We start from the raw sequence: 16,307 nt of genomic DNA, 5'->3' as shown, positions 1-16,307 counted from the left end.
ATCGATGACCCAGTGGCTTGAGCGGCAGGCCGCAGTCCGGGACCGCCGGGGCCTTGTCCGCCGCCCACTCGCCCGTGGCGCGGACGAACGGTTCACCGACCTGGCCAGTAACGACTATCTGGGCCTCTCGGCCGACCCTCGGGTGGCTGCTGCTGCGGCGGCGGCCGCATCTCTGTGGGGCGCTGGGGCCACGTCCTCACGCCTCGTCGCCGGCACCACCAGGCTGCACTTGGACCTGGAGCAGGAACTGTCCGGGCTGGCGGGAATGGAGACGGCGCTGGTGTTCTCCTCCGGCTATCTGGCCAACATCGGGGTCATCACTGCGCTCGGCGGCCCCGGGACCCTGATCGTCGCTGATGAACACTGTCACGCCTCGATGATCGACGGCTTCCGGCTTAGCCGTTCCCGCACCGAAACGTTCGCCCACAACAGCGTGGAGGAAGCCGGGCGCCTGCTGGCCGACCGGAATGAACCGCGCGCTCTCATCGCCGTCGAATCCGTTTACAGTGTCCTGGGCGACGAAGCCCCGCTTCCAGCCCTGCTGGCCCTGGTAGAACAGTACGACGCCACGCTGCTTATCGACGAGGCGCACAGCCTCGGCGTCACCGGGACCGGTAACTTCCGGGGCCACGGCTCTGTGGCCGGAACTTTCCTGGCCGGACATCCGAACGTGGTGGTGACGGCGACGCTGTCCAAAGCCTTGGGGAGCCAGGGCGGGGCTGTCCTGGGATCCGGACTGCTGCGCGAGCACCTCGTCAACAGGGCCCGGAGCTTCATCTTCGACACTGGCCTGGCGCCCACCTCTGCGGCGGCAGCCCTCGCCGCGGTACGGATCATTCGGGACGAGCCCTGGCGGGCCGGAGCTGTTCACCGCAACGCAGCGGCGCTGGCCGACGGCCTCGCCCCGGCCCTCGAGGCCCGCGGCACGGCTGACGTCGTGCCCGTCGTCGGCCGTCCCGTCGTCGAACAAACAGCAGGGGCGGTCCAATCTGTCGCCATGCCGTCCGCCGAATCGGCCTTGGCGGCTGCCGCTGCCGCGCGCACCGCCGGCGTCCGGATCGGCTGCTTCCGTCCCCCATCCGTCCCGGATGGGATTTCACGGCTGCGGCTCACTGCCCGCGCCACCCTTACCCTCGAGGAAATCGAAGACGGCTGCGCAGTGCTGCGCGGCATTTTGGAGGAGCATCAATGAGTTTGCCTGGCATCATCCTGGTCACTGGAACCGACACCGGCGTTGGCAAAACCATTACGACGGCGGCCCTCGCCGCCGTCCTCCGCGGAGCAGGGCGCAGCGTTGCGGTGTACAAACCGTGCCAATCAGGCGCCGCCGAGGGCGATTCCGACGCCGCCGAGATCGTCCGGCTCGCCGGCGCCGTGACTGCTGAGACGGGAGTGGTACTGCAGCCGCCGCTGGCACCCGTGGCCGCAGCCGCCGTCGACGGGACGCTGCTCCCACGAGTGGCTGCGCACGCCGAGAGGGTCCGCGAGCTGGCAACGTCGCACGACCACGTCCTGGTTGAGGGCGCGGGTGGCCTGCTGGTGGAGCTGGATTCCGACGGCGGCACCCTGGCGGAGCTCGGGTCAATCCTGGCCGCGGCATTCGTACTGGTCGCCCGGCCGTCCCTCGGCACGCTGAACCACACTGCCCTGACACTCGAGGCGCTGGCCGCGCGGGATCTTCTGGTCCTGGGCGTGGTACTCGGAAGCTGGCCACACACCCCGGACGTCGTGCACTTCAGCAACCGGCAGGTGTTCGGATCGCTGCGTGTGCCCTTGCTGGGCGCCCTCCCGGAGCACGCCTCTGACCTGTCCCCTGCGGATTTCCGTACCGGGGCAGCTGCCTGGCTCAACGGACTGCCCGCATGAACCCCGCGTTGATGGGCCAGAAACCCGCGGAGGGTCTGGTAGACAGCCCGGGACCGCAGGGCGTCCCAGGAGTGGTCGACGGCGTTGCCGGGGCCCGCTGCCCGTACCTCGTGGTGCGTGACCCGGACGCGGTCCGTGACGTGTTGCACCGGCCTGGCGACTTCAGCCCAGGGAACGCACTCGTCGCGGTCACGCCCCTCGCAGGGCCTGCCCTGCGCGTGCTGCAGGGGGTGCGCTTTGCGCTGCCTCCCGTTTTGGCCAGCAACGATACCGACACGCACGCCGGAATCCGCAAGGTCGTGGCGGGATTCTTTACTCCAGCTACCGTTGCGGCCTTCGAGCCGCGGATCCGTGAACTGGCCCGCGAAGCTGCACGGAACGCCGCGGACGGGCTCGAATCTTCCGGCCACGTGGACCTCGTGCAGGCAGTTGCGGCGTTTCCGCCCGCCGTCGTGATGCTCGAACTTCTCGGGCTTCCCGTTCGGGATCTTGTTGACCTCAAGCGCTGGGGCTTGGATTCCATGGAGCTGTTCTGGGGCTGGCCCGATGAGGACCGGCAACTGGAACTGGCCCGCAGCGCCGCCGATTTCTACGTCTGGCTCCGGCAGCTCGCAGCGGAATCCAAGAAGGCCCCCGGGCGCAACCTGTTCAAATCCCTGGCCGAACACGGGCTGTCCACACCTGAAATCTGCTCGCTGGGCTACTTCCTGCTGATCGCCGGACAGGAAACAACCACGCAGCTGATCAGCACCACGCTGTTCCGCCTCCTGGAGGGGTCTGGGCCCGTGGGCTGGAAAGACGCTGCCACCGAAGCGGGTTCCAGGACCATGGTCCAGCATGTCCTGGCCACCGAGTCGTCCGTGCCGACCTGGCGCCGCGTGGCAGCCCACGATACACAGCTTGGTGGCGGCCTGATCCCTGCCGGTGCGGAAATTCTCCTCGAACTCAGTGGCAATCACATCACCGCTCCGGGCGGAGCCGAGCGTCTGTCCATGTCTTCGAAGGAGGCCCAGCATTCGAAGGAGGCCCAGCGCTGTAGAACTACAGGCCCTGGCCTGGTCTTCGGCTCCGGCATCCACCGCTGCCTCGGGGCCAAGCTGGCGGAACTGGAAGCTGCTGTCATTGTTCAGGAGGCCGCCACTGCACTGCCGGAAGTGCAGTTGCGGGTGGACCAGCCCGACTGGATCAGGCTCCTGTCCTTTCAGGCTCCCCGGACTGTCACCGTTGCAAACCGCGGGTGAGCCATTGCGGCGGGCGGGCGGGACAACAAACTGAGCCGCTGCCCACGGTTTGACTCAGGCCGGACTGCTGCCAGGCGGGCCGCTGAGCACCGTAGGGATGTATTCGAGCAACTGGAGCCTGCCATCGAAGATCCTGCTATCCACCATCTCGAGCGATACGTCCGGATAGCCGTCGTAGATCCGCTCCTGCCCGGTGCGGCCTGTGATGACCGGGAAGATGACGAGCCGGAATCTGTCCACCAGGCCAGCCGTCAGCAGCGAACGACAGAGGCTGAGGCTGCCGAGGGTGCTCAGGGATCCAGTCCTGGTCCTTTTCATCTCCCTCACGGCCTCCACCGCGTCCCCGGTGACCAGCTCCGAGTTCGGCCACGTCAGGGGCGCCTGCAGCGTCGAGGAGAAGACGACTTTGGGGACGGCGGCAAGGCCGGTCAGGCTGGCACCCTCATTTTCGGAGAATCCCGAGCCCTCAGCCGCGGCTTCCTCAGACATGCTGGACATGAGCCGGTACGTGTTGGCCCCGAGAAGGAAGGTGTAGTCCTTCTCCCCTTCCTGCTCCAGCCAAGCCAGGTACTCCGGCCCCTCCAAACCCCACCAGCCGGGCCATCCCTCGGCTGAGGCATACCCGTCAAGGGAGATGATCAGGTCAATCATCAATGTCGCTGATGACGTTTCCGCAGTTTGCTCGCCCATGGCCGTCTCCTGAATCTGGTCGACGTCGCTGTTTGCCCGGGACGCTCAGTCCATGACCGGCGCCACGCTGCAGAGGTGCGCCGTCGGCGCCCGTGCCGGCAATGCTAGCCCCGGGGCGAACAGGAGTTCAAGGGGGCAGGACTGAGGGAAAGTGGCGCCTTTGATCTTCGTGGCGTTCACCATCCCAGACCATCGCCAAAAGATGGGCGTGCCCTCAATCTGAAGTCAGTGGGAACATACAGGCATGGCATCCATACAGCGCATCCGTCCCCAGGGGCTCGTCTCGAGCCCGGCCTTCAGCCACGTCGCCATCGTGCCGCCCGGCGCGACCACCATCTACGTCGGCGGTCAGAACGCGGTCGACGTCGACGGCTCGCTCGTCGGCGGGGGCGACGTAGCGGCGCAGTCCGCCCGCGCCCTCGAGAACGCGAGAACCGCCCTCGCCGCGGCCGGCGCGACCCTCGCCGACGTTGTGCACTGGACGGTGCTCTTCGTCGACGGCGCCGACCTCGCGGCGGGGTATGGGGCGATCGCGTCAGAGCTGGCGTCCGATGAACCTGCCCTGGTTACAGCAGCACGAGTGGCCGGGCTGGGTGTGCCCGGCGCCCTCGTCGAGATCAGTGCGGTGGCCGCCGTGCTGCGATGAAGGTCCGGAGCGCTTGAGATGCTTGAGCGCAGCCTCTGAAGGCCATCATCCAAGGTCAGGAGCCAGCGTTACGCCGGAGTGCCCGGCTCAACATGACGTGCTTCCTGATGGTTCTCGTCGTACCTTTCTTCACGCGGCTCGTCGAACGGGGACCCACCAGGAAGGCCTCCTTCCGCCAGGCCTCGAATAAGCACATGCCGCAGCGATGGCTGGCTGTCAGCACCGGCAGCGAAGGCGGTGACTGAGGCGGTGTTCGTCACCATGGTGTTTGCGATCTGGTCCACCCCTGCAGCACCAGCCGCCGCCAACAGAACGACCGCCACGGCCGCCAGCGCAGGAACAACGGTCTTCTTCCAAAGCCTCATAACCCGATCATGATGCTGCAGGTTGAGAACAGATCCAGAAACCTCTTTGGAGACGCTATGAATTTCCTCCGCACAAACGTTCGCCCATAACCGAATGGCGTGCGGCACGCCCGCTCCCTTTTGTTCACCTGGTCCGCGAAAGATTCATCATGCTTTATGTTGCGCCCAGGGCCACTGATCATTCAGACTGACTACAGATCCGCAGGAGTTCTTCCGCCGATCCACACAGCCGGCCCTCGCCGACCACCGCCCCATCAGAGCATGCCGGGCACCCCTTTCGAATCACAGCCCTTCAGCCTCCCGGGGGCGTTCCCGCCCCGAAACAAGCCCGAGGCACGGGCATCTCTCCCCTGAGAAAGAGACCACAATGATCCAGCGCCACTCTGACCTCGTCCTGGAAATCACCGGCTACGATCCCCACACCATAGAAAATGACCTCAATACCGCCGTAGAGATCGCGCGCGAGCACGCCATGCAGCAAGGACTTTACGGAATACTGGTCACCCAGCACGGCTACACCAGATACACAGTGGCAGTCAGCCGCGACGTCCCCTTCGGTCAAACACTCGAATACCGCGAATAACGCCTCCCACGATGTTCCGCACCTCATCCGGCGGCCCGAAACGACTTCACGAAGAGTTGGGCTACTCCGGTGTCTGCATAGAGCTGGGGGCCGGGCAGAGGCCATTGACCGCGTCCCGAAGTTCACCAGGATGGAAAGGTTTGATGAGGTACGCGGAAGCTCCCGCAGCCATGCCGTTGAATTGGTCGGCTGCTGAGGCCCGTGCCGTGATCATCAGCAGTGGGGCGGCGCTCAGTTCCCGGACGTTTTTGGCTATTTGAAGCCCGTCCAGGTCAGGCAGGCCCAGATCCAGGGTAATGAGTGCCGGGTCAAGGCCCCGAAGCTGATGCAGGGCGGCAGAAGCTGTTCGCACGGCGCGGACTTCAAACCCAACACGTTTGAGGACGACGCCGATCAGGCCGGCGATATCCTCGTCATCCTCGATGACAAGGCAGATTCCCCTCGACATGGCGCCCCCCGGCTCGTGTATGGCATCAGCATAGCGATCCTGGGCCTACTCCACCTAGGACGGCCAGCTATTAACCGTGCGACCCCGGCCAACGGATGCAATCCGGGTACGGCAGAGGCGCACGCGCGGCAGTTGACTGTCCTGCCTGTCGGGCCGAAACTTTGGGGACCAACGAACCCGAAGTCCGGGACTACGTTCCACTTCTTGTCGAACGGGCCGAGAGACTTCGCCTGTCCCGTCCCGGCCGGCTTCGTTAGCGCGTACCCAAGTTCAGGTGTGCGTCCCTGATACCAGGGGGTGTCATGCCCTGCAAGACCCAGCGGTTGCCGTCCGGGTCACCGAAGTAGGCAAATTGCACTCCGCCCATGTCGTGGATTTCACTGATGTCTGCGCCCCGCCCCAGGAGCTCCGCGCGAACTGAGCCGATGTCGGGGACAACGAGCTGTAGCCCCTCCAGGCTGCCAGGCACCATACTCGTCATTCCGGTACCTATGACGATCGACGTAGCGGATCCTGGAGGTGTCAGCTGAACGACCCTCATCCCAGGGATGTGCTCAACATCGTGGTCGAGGACAAATCCCAGCTTTTCCGTGTAGAAGGACTTGGACGCGTCAACATCCGCGACCGGCACTTGCACAACCTCAAGGCGCATCTCCATGTGCCCCACAGTACCTCCATGGCCTCGGGACACTGGGGGTCACGTCCGTCATACCTCAGCACTCCGTGGTTCCACAGAATAAAGTAAGTTGCCTTATGATTTGGAGTGTAGTGTGCCGTGGGGCGCCGGGAGGAACGAATATGGTGGCGGAATCGCCCAGCTCCATCAGGACTGAAGTCGTCGGCGGCCGTTACCGCCTCGGTGATGTGATCGGCCGTGGCGGGATGTCGTCCGTGTACTGCGCGCGGGACGAGAATCTGGGCCGCGACGTTGCACTGAAACTCTTCGCGCCGCAGGCCCCGGATGCGGACGAACTCAAACGCCAGGAAGCTGAAATCAGGCTGCTGGCCACCCTGAACCATCCCAGCCTTGTAACGCTGTTCGATGCTGGCATCGACACGCGCATCCCGGATGAGCCACGGCCGTTCCTGACCATGGAACTCGTCGAAGGACAGGACCTGCGCAGCCGCATCCGGCACAGCGCTGTTCCACTGGACGAGCTGGCCGTTATTGGAGCCGGAATCGCTGACGCCCTGGCCTACGTCCACGGCCTCGGCATCATCCATCGGGACATCAAGCCAGGAAACATCCTCCTGGTGCAGACCCGGCCAGGGGAACCACTCAGGGCAAAGGTCACCGACTTCGGCATCGCAAGAATTGCCGACAGCACACGCCTGACTGCCACCGGAGCCATGGTGGGCACCGCAGCCTACCTCAGCCCTGAACAGGCCATGGGATCGCCGCTCAGCCCGGCCACCGACGTGTACTCGCTGGGACTGGTCCTGCTCGAATGCGTCAAGCAGACAATGGAGTTCCCGGGCAGCGCGGTGGAATCCGCTGTGGCCAGGCTGCACCGCCCGCCAGGCATTCCCGAGGATCTGCCGGCCGAGTGGACCGACCTGATCCGTTCAATGACCGCGATCGAGCCTCTGGACCGCCCCACAGCAGCTGACATCGAGACCGCGCTCCGGCAGGCCCTCATCTCCCCGACATCCACCCCTGGCCAGCTTGCACCGGAAACTACTCGAGTGCTGCCCGCCATGCCGTTCAGGGCACCCGCCATCACTGCGGAGCCACGCTCGCCAAATTCACGACCGGCCGATTCCGGTACCAACGATAGTGGCCAGGTGGGCCCGCTCTCCGCCGGCGTCGGGTGGTCGGGGTTGGTGCCTGGTGAAGATCAGCCCGGCGGCCCGTTAAGGACGCGCAGGGCTGCGCGCTCCACCCGCCCCACGCGCAAAGGCCGGCTCTGGGCGGCGGCCAGCTTGGTGGTTATTGCACTGGCGGGCGGCGGCGCGGCACTCACGGCGGCCCAGACCCCGGACTCAACGTCCGGCGTCGTTCCTTACCCTGCGGTTACTGGCACGCTGGGTGACCACCTCCTGGAACTGCAAAAGAGCGTGGAACCGTGACCCGGTTTCATGCCGCCATTCGGCGGCCCGGTACAGGGGCAGCCGGTCCACGAAGAGCAGGTACACGGGGAGCCGGCTTCGCCGCGGCCCTGATGCTGGCGGCGTCCATGGCCGGCTGCGCCCCGGCCGATACCGGCCTGCAGCCGGACACGGCCCGGCACTTTCAGGAACTGGTGCTGGGCGTAAGCCAGGCAGCGGCAGCGAATGATCACCCGGCTGCGCTCACAGCCTTGGAGAGCCTGGAAGCGGACGTAGCGTCGGCGGCGGGCAGCGGCCAGGTTTCGGAGGAACGGCGCCGGGCCATCATGACCAGTATCACCGCTGTCAGGACCGACCTCACCACCGCCATCCAAGCGGCCGCCGAGGCTGCCGCGAAAGCACGCGAGCAAGAAGCAGCCGCTGCCGCAGCAGCAGAAGCGGAGAAGGCAAGTGCCGAAGCAGAAGCGGCGGCGAAGGCAGCCCAGGAACAGGTATCGGTGGTCCCGCCGCCGGCCCCTGTACCTGCGCCTGCTCCCGAGCCGGCAAGAGGCAGCGAGGGTAAAGGCAAAAATAAGAACGGCTAGCCCGGAGGAGCAAGCAAGCGAGGCGCCGTTGGAAGGCCGTGCGGGGTGCAGACCAAGCGCGGAAGCATAGTTGCTAAGTGTACTTACGGAATCGGATCTAGACTTGATCATGGACACGATCCCGGCGGTTTTCCTCGTTATTGGGGCAGCATTCGTCTGGCTGGGCCTGACGGCGATCGCGATGCTCCGGCTACGGCGGCGCAGAAGTGGCTCGACGCTGGTACGTTCCGCTACCGCCCCCGCAGACCAAGCCCCCGGCCGCCCCGACCGGCCAATGCGCCGACGCCATGCGATCCCGGACCGGAACGCCGGAGTTCCCGTGAGACGGCGCAGGCTGAAGGTCAGGAAGGTCCGTCGGGAAAGGCCCTCGTCCGGCAAGCGGCCGTCGTCGCTGTAAGAGAGTCACCGGGTCGGGGAAGAGCGGCCAACGCCCACAGCCCCGGCCATACGCGCTACGCGCCACGCTCGAGGGGGCACATTTCTGGCCCTTCACGCAAGGCTCGGCTGGCTCCACAAAATGTAATCCACCGCGGCCGGACCGTCATGCCCAGGCCTGGCCTGACGGCCGGCCTCGACTCGACGCTGATTGTGCGGAACAGGCTCCATCTGCAGGTCAGCCCTGTCCCGTACTCACCGTCGGGGGAATATACCAAAATATGATCATCATGCTTACTATTGACTGGCATTAGGCACATCGGTGTAGGAACTGCTCACTGGGGGCAGCGGCGACCGTGCCGGAACTGGAGTTTCGCATGAGCACTGAACAGGGAATGACTCCGCTGACCAACGAAGAATTGCAGGCACAGGGCGGCACGGCGCTCCCCGACAAGGAAGTAGCTTCCGTGCTGGACCTCAACGCCGATCTTGACTTGGGCATCAACGCTGCGGCCCCCATCGACCTCGCCGTCGCGGCCAACGCCAACGTAGCAGCTCCGATCGACGCGGCAGCGTCCGCGAACATCCTCTCCTACGGATCCGAGGCCCAGGCTCTAGCGGACCAGGGAGTGATCATCGAACAGGGCATCACTGCCGATGCCACGGCAGACTCCACGCAGGACAGCAGCATTGACCAGGGCGCAGATACAGAGGCCGGTGACGCCGGAACTGCGGACAGCGGGACCGCACCGGACGGAACCGCAGGCGGTGACCTTCTCCCGGATGGCACACTCCCCGACGTCGGTGCCTTGCCGGTGGATCCGGCTGCCGCGCTGGACGGGGACCTGCTGAACGTCAACGTTGACCTGGCGGCGCAGGCAGACATTGCGGCCCCTATCAACGGCGCCGTGGCTGCCAACGCGAACGTCGCCGCGCCGATCGACGCCGCCGTTGCCGCCAACATCGGTTCCATCGACAGCGACGCTTTCGCAGTGGCCCAGCAGGACGCCATCATCAGCCAGCACATCGACGGTGAAGCAACCGCGTCCGCCAACCAGCAGTCAGACCTGAGGCAGTAGAGTCCGCACACTACCTCCGAGAATGAGCACTGCTTCATGAGCACAGTAAACGGCGGGCCGTCCCGGCCGGACGGCCCGCTGACTTCTCCCGCGTCTGCCGGTACCGACACTGTTAACCCTTCCCACGTCCTCCTGCCTGACGTTCCTGTGCTGGCCGACGGCGTGGAACTGATGGGTGAAACAAAGGGATCGGGGTACCGGGAACCGCCTTCGCTGGTCCGCCGGGCAGACGGCCAGGCCATCCAGCTGACCCGCCTGCTGTACCTGGTACTTGAAGCAGTGGACGGCCAGCGCACTACCGAACAGATTGCCGCCCACGCCAGCACACGCTTCGGAAGATTAGTCAGCGAAGACAACGTCCGCACACTGGTCGCCTCGCAGCTGCTGCCGCTGGGACTGCTCCGGCTGGGTGACGGTTCACAGCCAGAGGTGCGGAAAGCGGACCCCCTGCTGGGCATGCGCTTCCGCTACACCGTCACGGATCCGGAACGTACCCGAAAGCTCACGGCGCCGTTCGCGTTGCTCTTCAACCCGGTCATCGTGGCGGCCATCTGCATAGCCTTCATCGCCGCGTCCTGGTGGGTTCTCGGGGTCAAGGGACTCGCCTCCGCGACCCACGACGCTTTCGCCAACCCGGCCCTGGTACTGCTGGTCCTGGCCGTAACAGTGCTTTCGGCCGGCTTTCACGAGTTCGGTCACGCCGCGGCCGCACGCCGGGGCGGCGCCACGCCCGGTGCCATGGGGGCGGGTCTCTACCTCATCTGGCCTGCATTCTTCACGGACGTCACAGACTCGTACCGGCTGGGCCGCGGGGGCCGGATCCGGACCGACTTGGGCGGGCTGTACTTCAACGCGATCGTTGCCGTGGCCATAATGGGTCTCTGGTGGGCCACCGGCTTTGACGCCCTGTTGTTGGTTGTGGTCACCCAAATTCTCCAGATGGTCCGGCAGCTCCTGCCCCTGGTCCGATTCGACGGGTACCACATCCTGGCCGATGCCACCGGGGTCCCGGACCTCTTCCAACGTATCAAACCGACGCTGCTGGGGCTGCTCCCCTGGCGCCGCACGAGTCCCGAAGCACAGGCCCTCAAACCATGGGCACGGGCCGTAGTCACTGTCTGGGTGTTGGTCACTGTGCCGCTGCTCGTGGTCAGCATGGCCATGATGGTCCTCTCGCTCCCTCGGCTCCTCGCGACGGCGTGGGCCAGCGTCCTGGATCAGCAGGCGCAGTTTGCCGGAAGCCTCGCCGACGGCGACCTTGGCGGCGCTGCGCTGCGCGCCTTGGCGATCGCCGCCGTCGCCCTTCCCATTCTTGGCATCCTCTACATCCTGCTCCGACTGGCCCGGCAACTGACCCTCGGGCTCTGGCACAAAACGCGCGGAAAGGCATTGCAGCGAGCCGCCGCGATGGCCACCATCGCAGCGGTGACCGCCGGGCTTGGCTGGGCCTGGTGGCCCGGGGCAGACACCTACCGGCCCGTCCAGCCGTACGAACGCGGAACCCTGGCAGACGTAGCCACCGCCGTTTTCCCCGCTGCGTCGCACTCTCCCCTGCGGGAAGGGCATGCCGGGAAGACCGTAGCGTTATGGCCCGCAGGGGCAGCCATGCCGACACGCGAGAACCCCCAGCTCAGCACGGTCCTGGTACCGCATACTGGTCCCGCCAGTGCTGGGACCCGGGCCGACAGCGCTCCAGGGGCCCGCCCGGCGCCGTCGTGGGTGTTCCCGTTCAACCAGCCTGCCGCACCAGAGGAGGACGGAAACCAGGCCCTTGCCGTGAACACGAGCGACGGCTCTGTGGCCTACGACGTCGCCTTCGCGCTGGTCTGGGCAGAAGACGGCAAACCCGTCGATACCACCAACGAGGCCTACGCCTTCGCCAGCTGCACAGACTGCACCGCAGTCGCCGTCGGCTTCCAGGTAGTGCTGATCGTGGGTCAGGCCGACGTGATAGTTCCGGAGAATTTGTCAGCCGCCGCCAACTACAACTGCCTTCGGTGCCTCACCTACGCGCTGGCCAGCCAATTGGTCCTCACCTTGGACGGACCCCTCAGCGAGGACAGCACAGCCCGGCTCAACACGCTGTGGGCCGAGATCGCCGAGTACGGCCGGGAGCTCCACAACGTCCCCTTCTCTGAGATCCAGGGACGCCTCAACGCATTCAAGGAACAAATCATGGAAATTGTCCGCAGCGACCCCGGCGCCATGAACGGTACTCCCCCGGCCTCGGCCCCCTCTGCCGGCACAACGGCCCCCTCTCCTGGAACCACTGCTCCGGCATCCGGGACGTCCAAGGCCACGACGGCGGCACCCACTCCCGCCGCGCCTGTCACTGGTGGTGCGGCTACCGACGGCAGCCCCACGCAGGAAGGTCTCACCCAGGAAGGTCCCACGCAGGAACCGAGTACCGCGCCCGCTGAACCAACTGTTGTCGCCCCGACGCCCAATCCCACCCCGACCGCCGCTGGGGCACCAGGCAGCTAGGCTCGCGCGGCCGGTGGCAACCCTTCGCGTTTCGTGGATTGAGTCCGCCCGCTGTTGACGGGTTTCCCAGGGGCTGCAGTTCCCAAGCGAAGCAGGCGGCCCATGATCCTCATGGACACTGCCCAGTACGCCACTCCTACGGCCAGGGATAGGACCACTGCCAGCACGGGGGTGTGCTCCTTGAAATCGGGAAAAATCACCCAGTGCGTCACATATGCGTAGAGGGAGGCGCTGGCCAGCGTGCCGAACAGTCCATGAAGGACTGCAGGCAGGGGAAGGGCAGGAATCCAGGCGAGCAGGAGGATCCCGGCGAGGATTGTGGCTTCGCGCCAGGGGTTGTCAAAGTAGCCAGGAAGGGCCAAAGCCGCGATGACGGAGAGGATGAGCCGTTGGGGAACCGTGCGGGCCCGCGCCAGGGCCCACCCGAGCGCGAACAGCCACAGGACGGGCCTGGTGTGCAGGATGTCGATCGGTACGAGGTTGTAGCGGGCCAGCAACCCCACCCCGATAAGCGCCACGGGAAAGGCCAACGGGAACCGCTTTTCTGCCCGGTCCGCCCACGGGATGGCCAGAAGTGCCATCATGGCCACCAGCACATAGACCAGGACTTCCACGAACCAGAAATGCCAGGCATCTGTCCAGCCGCTGGGCCCGATCATCGTGTTGAGCATCAACAGGTTGGCCGGTGTGTAGTTGAATTTGTCCGTCAGGAGCATCACAGCGCCGATGAACGCGACAGTGGGCACCACCACCCGGGCCAGGCTCCGTGCCTGGCGTTTCAACCGGGGAAGCCGGTCCCCGCCCAGTTGGAAGCGCGCGAAGTTGTAGCCGGCCAGGGCCATCAGGACGTGTGCGGTGCCCGGCCACGCAATGAGGTCCATATGGGTGCTGATGATCACCACGATGGCAACGGCGCGGAGCACAATGCTTGTCTCCAGTGGCGCAAAGAGCCTCCAGCGTTTGCGAGCTGGCCGCGCCTTGGCAACCAGGTTCCCGACCGGGGTTACGTGCCAGTCGGCAGGCAGGTGCCCGAGGGCTTTCTCGAGACGGACCGAGGCCGCCACATATGAAAGCGAATCGCCTCCGAGGGATACGAACGTGTCGCCGTCGTCGATGTCCGTGATCTCGAGCGCTTCGGCGAAGATTCGGCGGATGTCCTCGGGGGCCGCTGACGCTTCGGCGCCGGGGCTCGCCGTCGTCCGCACCGGCCCTTCGGGCGGAGCCGCAAGCCCAAGGATAGCCGGGTAGTCGGTTTTGCCTGTGGCCAGGCGCGGGAGGCGCTCGACGGCGCGCACCTCCACCGCGGCCCGCGGCAGGCCCAGGCTCTGGGCAAGGGTTTTGGTGAGCAGGCGCTCGTCGTGGTTGCCCTCGACGGCGGCCACGAGTCTCTGGTCTGTTCCGGCGCAGGCGGCCTGGAGGCCAAGGTTGTGGAGCGTCTTCTCCACCTGGCCGAGGTCGATGCGCAGCCCGACGATCTTGACGAACCGGCTCCTTCGGCCCACTACCTCATAGAGACCGGAATCATGCTTGCGGGCGAGATCGCCCGTGCGCAGTTCGTGGACGGCACGGCCGGCCGCGAGGTCGGCCGGACTTTCCGCGTAGCCGAGCATCACGTTGGGTCCGGTGTAGACGAGTTCTCCATCGTCCAGGCCAGGGACGGGTTCGATGCGGAAGTTCCCGCCCGGCACCGGGATCCCGATGCTGCCGGGAAAGGTGGTGGCCAGGTGCGGTGGAAGATAGGCCATCCGTGCCGTGGCCTCCGTCTGCCCATACATAACGAACAGCTCCCAGCCGTTCCGATGGCCCTCCTTGGAGTACCGGACGATCGTTTCCGGTTCCAGGCGGCCCCCGGCCTGCGTGATGTAGCGCAGGCTCGGCAGCTCCATGTCGGTGAACCGGACCCGGTCCAGCAATTCGAAGGTGTACGGCACGGCAGCAAAGGAAGTGGCACGCCGGTTGCGGAACAGTTCCCAGAAGCAAGGATCCACCACAGACAGCTCAGTGAGGACGATCCCGGCCCCGCGGAGAAGGTGGCTGTTGATCACTGACAGCCCGTAACAGTAGTACATGGGGAGCGTTGTCATGGCCCGGTCGCCGGCATGGATGTTGAGATACTCGGCGATCGACTCGGCGTTGGACTGCACGTTCTGGTGCGACAGGCGCACGAGCTTCGGAGATCCTGTGGAACCGGACGTGCTGAGCATGAGCGCGAGGTCCGGGTGCAGCTCATGCCGGGTACCGGGCCGGAGTTCTTCCAGGAGCGGCCCCGCCTGATGGCCCGGCACCGTACTCGGCAGGGAGGCGCCCGGCCGGATGATGACGTCGGGATCGTAGGAGGTGATGAGCGATTCCAGCGCGGCGTCGTTGCCGGCGGGAGCGAGGATGAGGGGGTGTCCGGATGCCAGGGCCGCGAGGTAGGCAACGAGCGACTCAATGCTGTTGTCGGCGGCAAGCACCACAAGGCGGCGCACGGTACCGAGGCGCGCTGCGAAAGCTTCCACGCGTTGGGCGAGGTCGCTGTAGCTGAGGACGCGGCCGCCGGTCAGGACGGCGGGCCGGTCACCGTGGCTTGCCAGATTGGCGGCAAGGGCGACCCCTGTGAGTTCGAGGGGTAAGGTCACGGCGTAACCATAAAGTAAGCCTTGCCTAACTACAACTGGATAAATGGCAACCCAAGCAACGGCGCGAATTACGTTATGCAACAGTTCCGTAATTGATGTGATCTCCATCACTTTAAGCGCTTTCCTTGTTGGGACTTAGGTTGGGCTAACCTAAAGTTCCTTTGTGGGCAATCTCAGCCCGTCGGCCCCAGGGTCCACCAGACTTGTTCCCAGAAAGCAGCCTCCATGAAGATCCGCACCCACGCGCTGGCCGGCATCGCCATCGCCGCCACCGCAGCCCTTGGGCTGACCGCCTGCGGCGGCAGCACTGCCCCCGCAGCCTCCGGTTCCGCTTCCGCCGAAGCCGGAGACATCACGGTCTACAACGCTCAGCACGAGAGCCTGACCAAAGAGTGGATCGAGGCCTTCACGGCCGAGACAGGCATCACGGTGACTATGCGGCAGGGCTCGGACACGGAACTGTCCAATCAGATCGTCCAGGAAGGCACTGCCTCGCCGGCCGATGTTTTCCTCACCGAAAACTCCCCCGCCATGGCCCAGGTGGAAAACGCGGGACTTTTTGCGGATGTTGATGCGGCCACCATCGCGCAGGTCCCCGAAGAGTTCCGCCCGTCTACCGGCAAGTGGACCGGCATTGCCGCCCGCTCCACCGTCCTGGTCTATGACAAAGCCAAGGTGGCCGAGGATAAGCTGCCCAAGTCCATGCTTGATCTGGCCAAGCCGGAGTGGAAGGGCAAGTGGGCCGCGTCCCCGTCGGGCGCCGACTTCCAGGCCATTGTCTCCGCACTGCTTGAGCTCAAGGGCGAGGCCGCAACGGAGGAATGGCTCAAGGGCATGAAGGAAAACTTCAAGGCCTACAAGGGCAATAGCACGGCCATGAAGGCCGTCAACGCCGGCGAAGTTGATTCCGCACTGATCTATCACTACTACTACTACGGCGACCAGGCCAAGACCGGCGAGAACTCCAAGAACGTCACGCCGTACTACTTCAAGAACCAGGATCCGGGCGCGTTCGTGTCCGTCTCCGGCGGCGGAGTCCTGAAGACCACTAAGAATGCAGAAGCTGCCCAGGCGTTCCTGAAGTTCATTACCGGCAAGAAGGGCCAGGAAGTCCTGCAGAAGGGCACCTCCTTCGAATACGCCATCGCCTCTGACGTCCCCGCCAACGAGAAGCTGGTTCCGCTGGCGGAACTGCAGGCTCCCACCGTGGATCCCGCCAAGCTGAACTCCGAGAAGGTCACCGAGCTGATGACCAAGGCAGGACTCCTGTAATTCA

Annotated in this window: 16 protein-coding genes; 11 read left to right on the top strand and 5 right to left on the bottom strand. The window is 65.4% G+C overall.

The window, feature by feature from the left end:
- Positions 1 to 4 precede the first annotated feature (4 nt).
- Genes ACFC25_RS17160 through ACFC25_RS17150 form a run of 3 tightly spaced genes read left to right on the top strand, consistent with a single transcriptional unit; the run spans position 5 to position 3,107 of the window.
- Complete coding sequence (locus ACFC25_RS17160) at positions 5 to 1,192, top strand: 8-amino-7-oxononanoate synthase (protein ID WP_376047317.1); 1,188 nt, start codon at positions 5 to 7, stop codon at positions 1,190 to 1,192.
- Positions 1,189 to 1,866, top strand: coding sequence for a dethiobiotin synthase (bioD, locus tag ACFC25_RS17155; protein WP_376047314.1), 678 nt, complete (start codon positions 1,189 to 1,191; stop codon positions 1,864 to 1,866). The genes ACFC25_RS17160 and bioD overlap by 4 nt, the downstream gene beginning before the upstream one ends.
- Entirely contained in the window at positions 1,863 to 3,107 is a 1,245-nt protein-coding gene (locus ACFC25_RS17150) for a cytochrome P450 (RefSeq protein WP_376047311.1), read from the top strand. Before bioD ends, ACFC25_RS17150 begins: the two co-directional genes overlap by 4 nt.
- Positions 3,108 to 3,161: 54 nt before the next feature.
- Here ACFC25_RS17150 and ACFC25_RS17145 read toward each other — a convergent pair whose 3' ends face one another.
- On the bottom strand, positions 3,162 to 3,797 hold the full coding sequence (locus ACFC25_RS17145) for a dihydrofolate reductase family protein (RefSeq protein ID WP_376047308.1): 636 nt from the start codon (positions 3,795 to 3,797) through the stop codon (positions 3,162 to 3,164).
- A 244-nt stretch (positions 3,798 to 4,041) separates the two neighbouring features.
- Between ACFC25_RS17145 and ACFC25_RS17140 the strand changes: the two genes are divergently transcribed.
- Positions 4,042 to 4,443: a RidA family protein gene (locus ACFC25_RS17140; RefSeq protein ID WP_376047306.1), complete on the top strand. Its 402-nt coding sequence runs from the start codon at positions 4,042 to 4,044 to the stop codon at positions 4,441 to 4,443.
- A gap of 68 nt (positions 4,444 to 4,511) precedes the next feature.
- On the opposite strand, the gene ACFC25_RS17135 is transcribed toward ACFC25_RS17140, so the two are convergent.
- Positions 4,512 to 4,916 carry a hypothetical protein gene (locus ACFC25_RS17135; protein WP_376047303.1) on the bottom strand — a complete coding sequence of 135 codons (405 nt, stop codon included), beginning with the start codon at positions 4,914 to 4,916 and terminating at the stop codon, positions 4,512 to 4,514.
- Between the two features lie 259 nt (positions 4,917 to 5,175).
- On the opposite strand from ACFC25_RS17135, the gene ACFC25_RS17130 reads away from it, so the two are divergent.
- Positions 5,176 to 5,391 carry a hypothetical protein gene (locus ACFC25_RS17130; RefSeq protein WP_337347208.1) on the top strand — a complete coding sequence of 72 codons (216 nt, stop codon included), beginning with the start codon at positions 5,176 to 5,178 and terminating at the stop codon, positions 5,389 to 5,391.
- Positions 5,392 to 5,452: 61 nt separating this feature from the next.
- On the opposite strand, the gene ACFC25_RS17125 is transcribed toward ACFC25_RS17130, so the two are convergent.
- Together ACFC25_RS17125 and ACFC25_RS17120 are read right to left on the bottom strand one after the other, a co-directional pair.
- Positions 5,453 to 5,839 (bottom strand): response regulator, encoded by a 387-nt coding sequence (locus ACFC25_RS17125; RefSeq protein WP_337347207.1) that lies wholly within the window; start codon positions 5,837 to 5,839, stop codon positions 5,453 to 5,455.
- Between the two features lie 253 nt (positions 5,840 to 6,092).
- Entirely contained in the window at positions 6,093 to 6,497 is a 405-nt protein-coding gene (locus ACFC25_RS17120) for a VOC family protein (protein ID WP_337351287.1), read from the bottom strand.
- Between the two features lie 140 nt (positions 6,498 to 6,637).
- Between ACFC25_RS17120 and ACFC25_RS17115 the strand changes: the two genes are divergently transcribed.
- From ACFC25_RS17115 to ACFC25_RS17095, 5 genes are all read left to right on the top strand, one after another.
- Positions 6,638 to 7,909 (top strand): serine/threonine-protein kinase, encoded by a 1,272-nt coding sequence (locus ACFC25_RS17115; RefSeq protein ID WP_376047299.1) that lies wholly within the window; start codon positions 6,638 to 6,640, stop codon positions 7,907 to 7,909.
- A complete protein-coding gene (locus tag ACFC25_RS17110) occupies positions 7,906 to 8,472 on the top strand; it encodes a hypothetical protein (RefSeq protein ID WP_376047296.1) in 567 nt (188 codons plus the stop codon). The genes ACFC25_RS17115 and ACFC25_RS17110 overlap by 4 nt, the downstream gene beginning before the upstream one ends.
- A gap of 109 nt (positions 8,473 to 8,581) precedes the next feature.
- Positions 8,582 to 8,869 carry a hypothetical protein gene (locus ACFC25_RS17105; RefSeq protein ID WP_337347203.1) on the top strand — a complete coding sequence of 96 codons (288 nt, stop codon included), beginning with the start codon at positions 8,582 to 8,584 and terminating at the stop codon, positions 8,867 to 8,869.
- 355 nt (positions 8,870 to 9,224) lie between these two features.
- On the top strand, positions 9,225 to 9,926 hold the full coding sequence (locus ACFC25_RS17100; protein ID WP_376047293.1) for a peptidoglycan-binding protein: 702 nt from the start codon (positions 9,225 to 9,227) through the stop codon (positions 9,924 to 9,926).
- Between the two features lie 36 nt (positions 9,927 to 9,962).
- A complete protein-coding gene (locus ACFC25_RS17095; protein WP_376047290.1) occupies positions 9,963 to 12,410 on the top strand; it encodes a hypothetical protein in 2,448 nt (815 codons plus the stop codon).
- Here ACFC25_RS17095 and ACFC25_RS17090 read toward each other — a convergent pair.
- On the bottom strand, positions 12,407 to 15,031 hold the full coding sequence (locus ACFC25_RS17090) for an AMP-binding protein (protein ID WP_376047287.1): 2,625 nt from the start codon (positions 15,029 to 15,031) through the stop codon (positions 12,407 to 12,409). The genes ACFC25_RS17095 and ACFC25_RS17090 overlap by 4 nt on opposite strands.
- 225 nt (positions 15,032 to 15,256) lie before the next feature.
- On the opposite strand from ACFC25_RS17090, the gene ACFC25_RS17085 reads away from it, so the two are divergent.
- On the top strand, positions 15,257 to 16,303 hold the full coding sequence (locus ACFC25_RS17085) for an iron ABC transporter substrate-binding protein (RefSeq protein ID WP_376047284.1): 1,047 nt from the start codon (positions 15,257 to 15,259) through the stop codon (positions 16,301 to 16,303).
- The last annotated feature ends 4 nt before the right edge of the window (positions 16,304 to 16,307 follow it).

Source organism: Pseudarthrobacter sp. NPDC055928, assembly GCF_042270935.1.
In the GTDB taxonomy this organism is placed as follows: domain Bacteria; phylum Actinomycetota; class Actinomycetes; order Actinomycetales; family Micrococcaceae; genus Arthrobacter.
This window is presented reverse-complemented; position numbering and strand designations above follow the sequence as displayed.

Coding starts and splice junctions, on each gene's coding strand:
- ACFC25_RS17105 (WP_337347203.1), top strand. CDS start 8,582: ATGGACACGATCCCGGCGGTTTTCCTCGTTATTGGGGCAGCATTCGTC.
- bioD (WP_376047314.1), top strand. CDS start 1,189: ATGAGTTTGCCTGGCATCATCCTGGTCACTGGAACCGACACCGGCGTT.
- ACFC25_RS17125 (WP_337347207.1), bottom strand. CDS start 5,839: ATGTCGAGGGGAATCTGCCTTGTCATCGAGGATGACGAGGATATCGCC.
- ACFC25_RS17145 (WP_376047308.1), bottom strand. CDS start 3,797: ATGGGCGAGCAAACTGCGGAAACGTCATCAGCGACATTGATGATTGAC.
- ACFC25_RS17150 (WP_376047311.1), top strand. CDS start 1,863: ATGAACCCCGCGTTGATGGGCCAGAAACCCGCGGAGGGTCTGGTAGAC.
- ACFC25_RS17115 (WP_376047299.1), top strand. CDS start 6,638: ATGGTGGCGGAATCGCCCAGCTCCATCAGGACTGAAGTCGTCGGCGGC.
- ACFC25_RS17140 (WP_376047306.1), top strand. CDS start 4,042: ATGGCATCCATACAGCGCATCCGTCCCCAGGGGCTCGTCTCGAGCCCG.
- ACFC25_RS17160 (WP_376047317.1), top strand. CDS start 5: ATGACCCAGTGGCTTGAGCGGCAGGCCGCAGTCCGGGACCGCCGGGGC.
- ACFC25_RS17085 (WP_376047284.1), top strand. CDS start 15,257: ATGAAGATCCGCACCCACGCGCTGGCCGGCATCGCCATCGCCGCCACC.
- ACFC25_RS17095 (WP_376047290.1), top strand. CDS start 9,963: ATGAGCACAGTAAACGGCGGGCCGTCCCGGCCGGACGGCCCGCTGACT.
- ACFC25_RS17120 (WP_337351287.1), bottom strand. CDS start 6,497: ATGGAGATGCGCCTTGAGGTTGTGCAAGTGCCGGTCGCGGATGTTGAC.
- ACFC25_RS17130 (WP_337347208.1), top strand. CDS start 5,176: ATGATCCAGCGCCACTCTGACCTCGTCCTGGAAATCACCGGCTACGAT.
- ACFC25_RS17100 (WP_376047293.1), top strand. CDS start 9,225: ATGAGCACTGAACAGGGAATGACTCCGCTGACCAACGAAGAATTGCAG.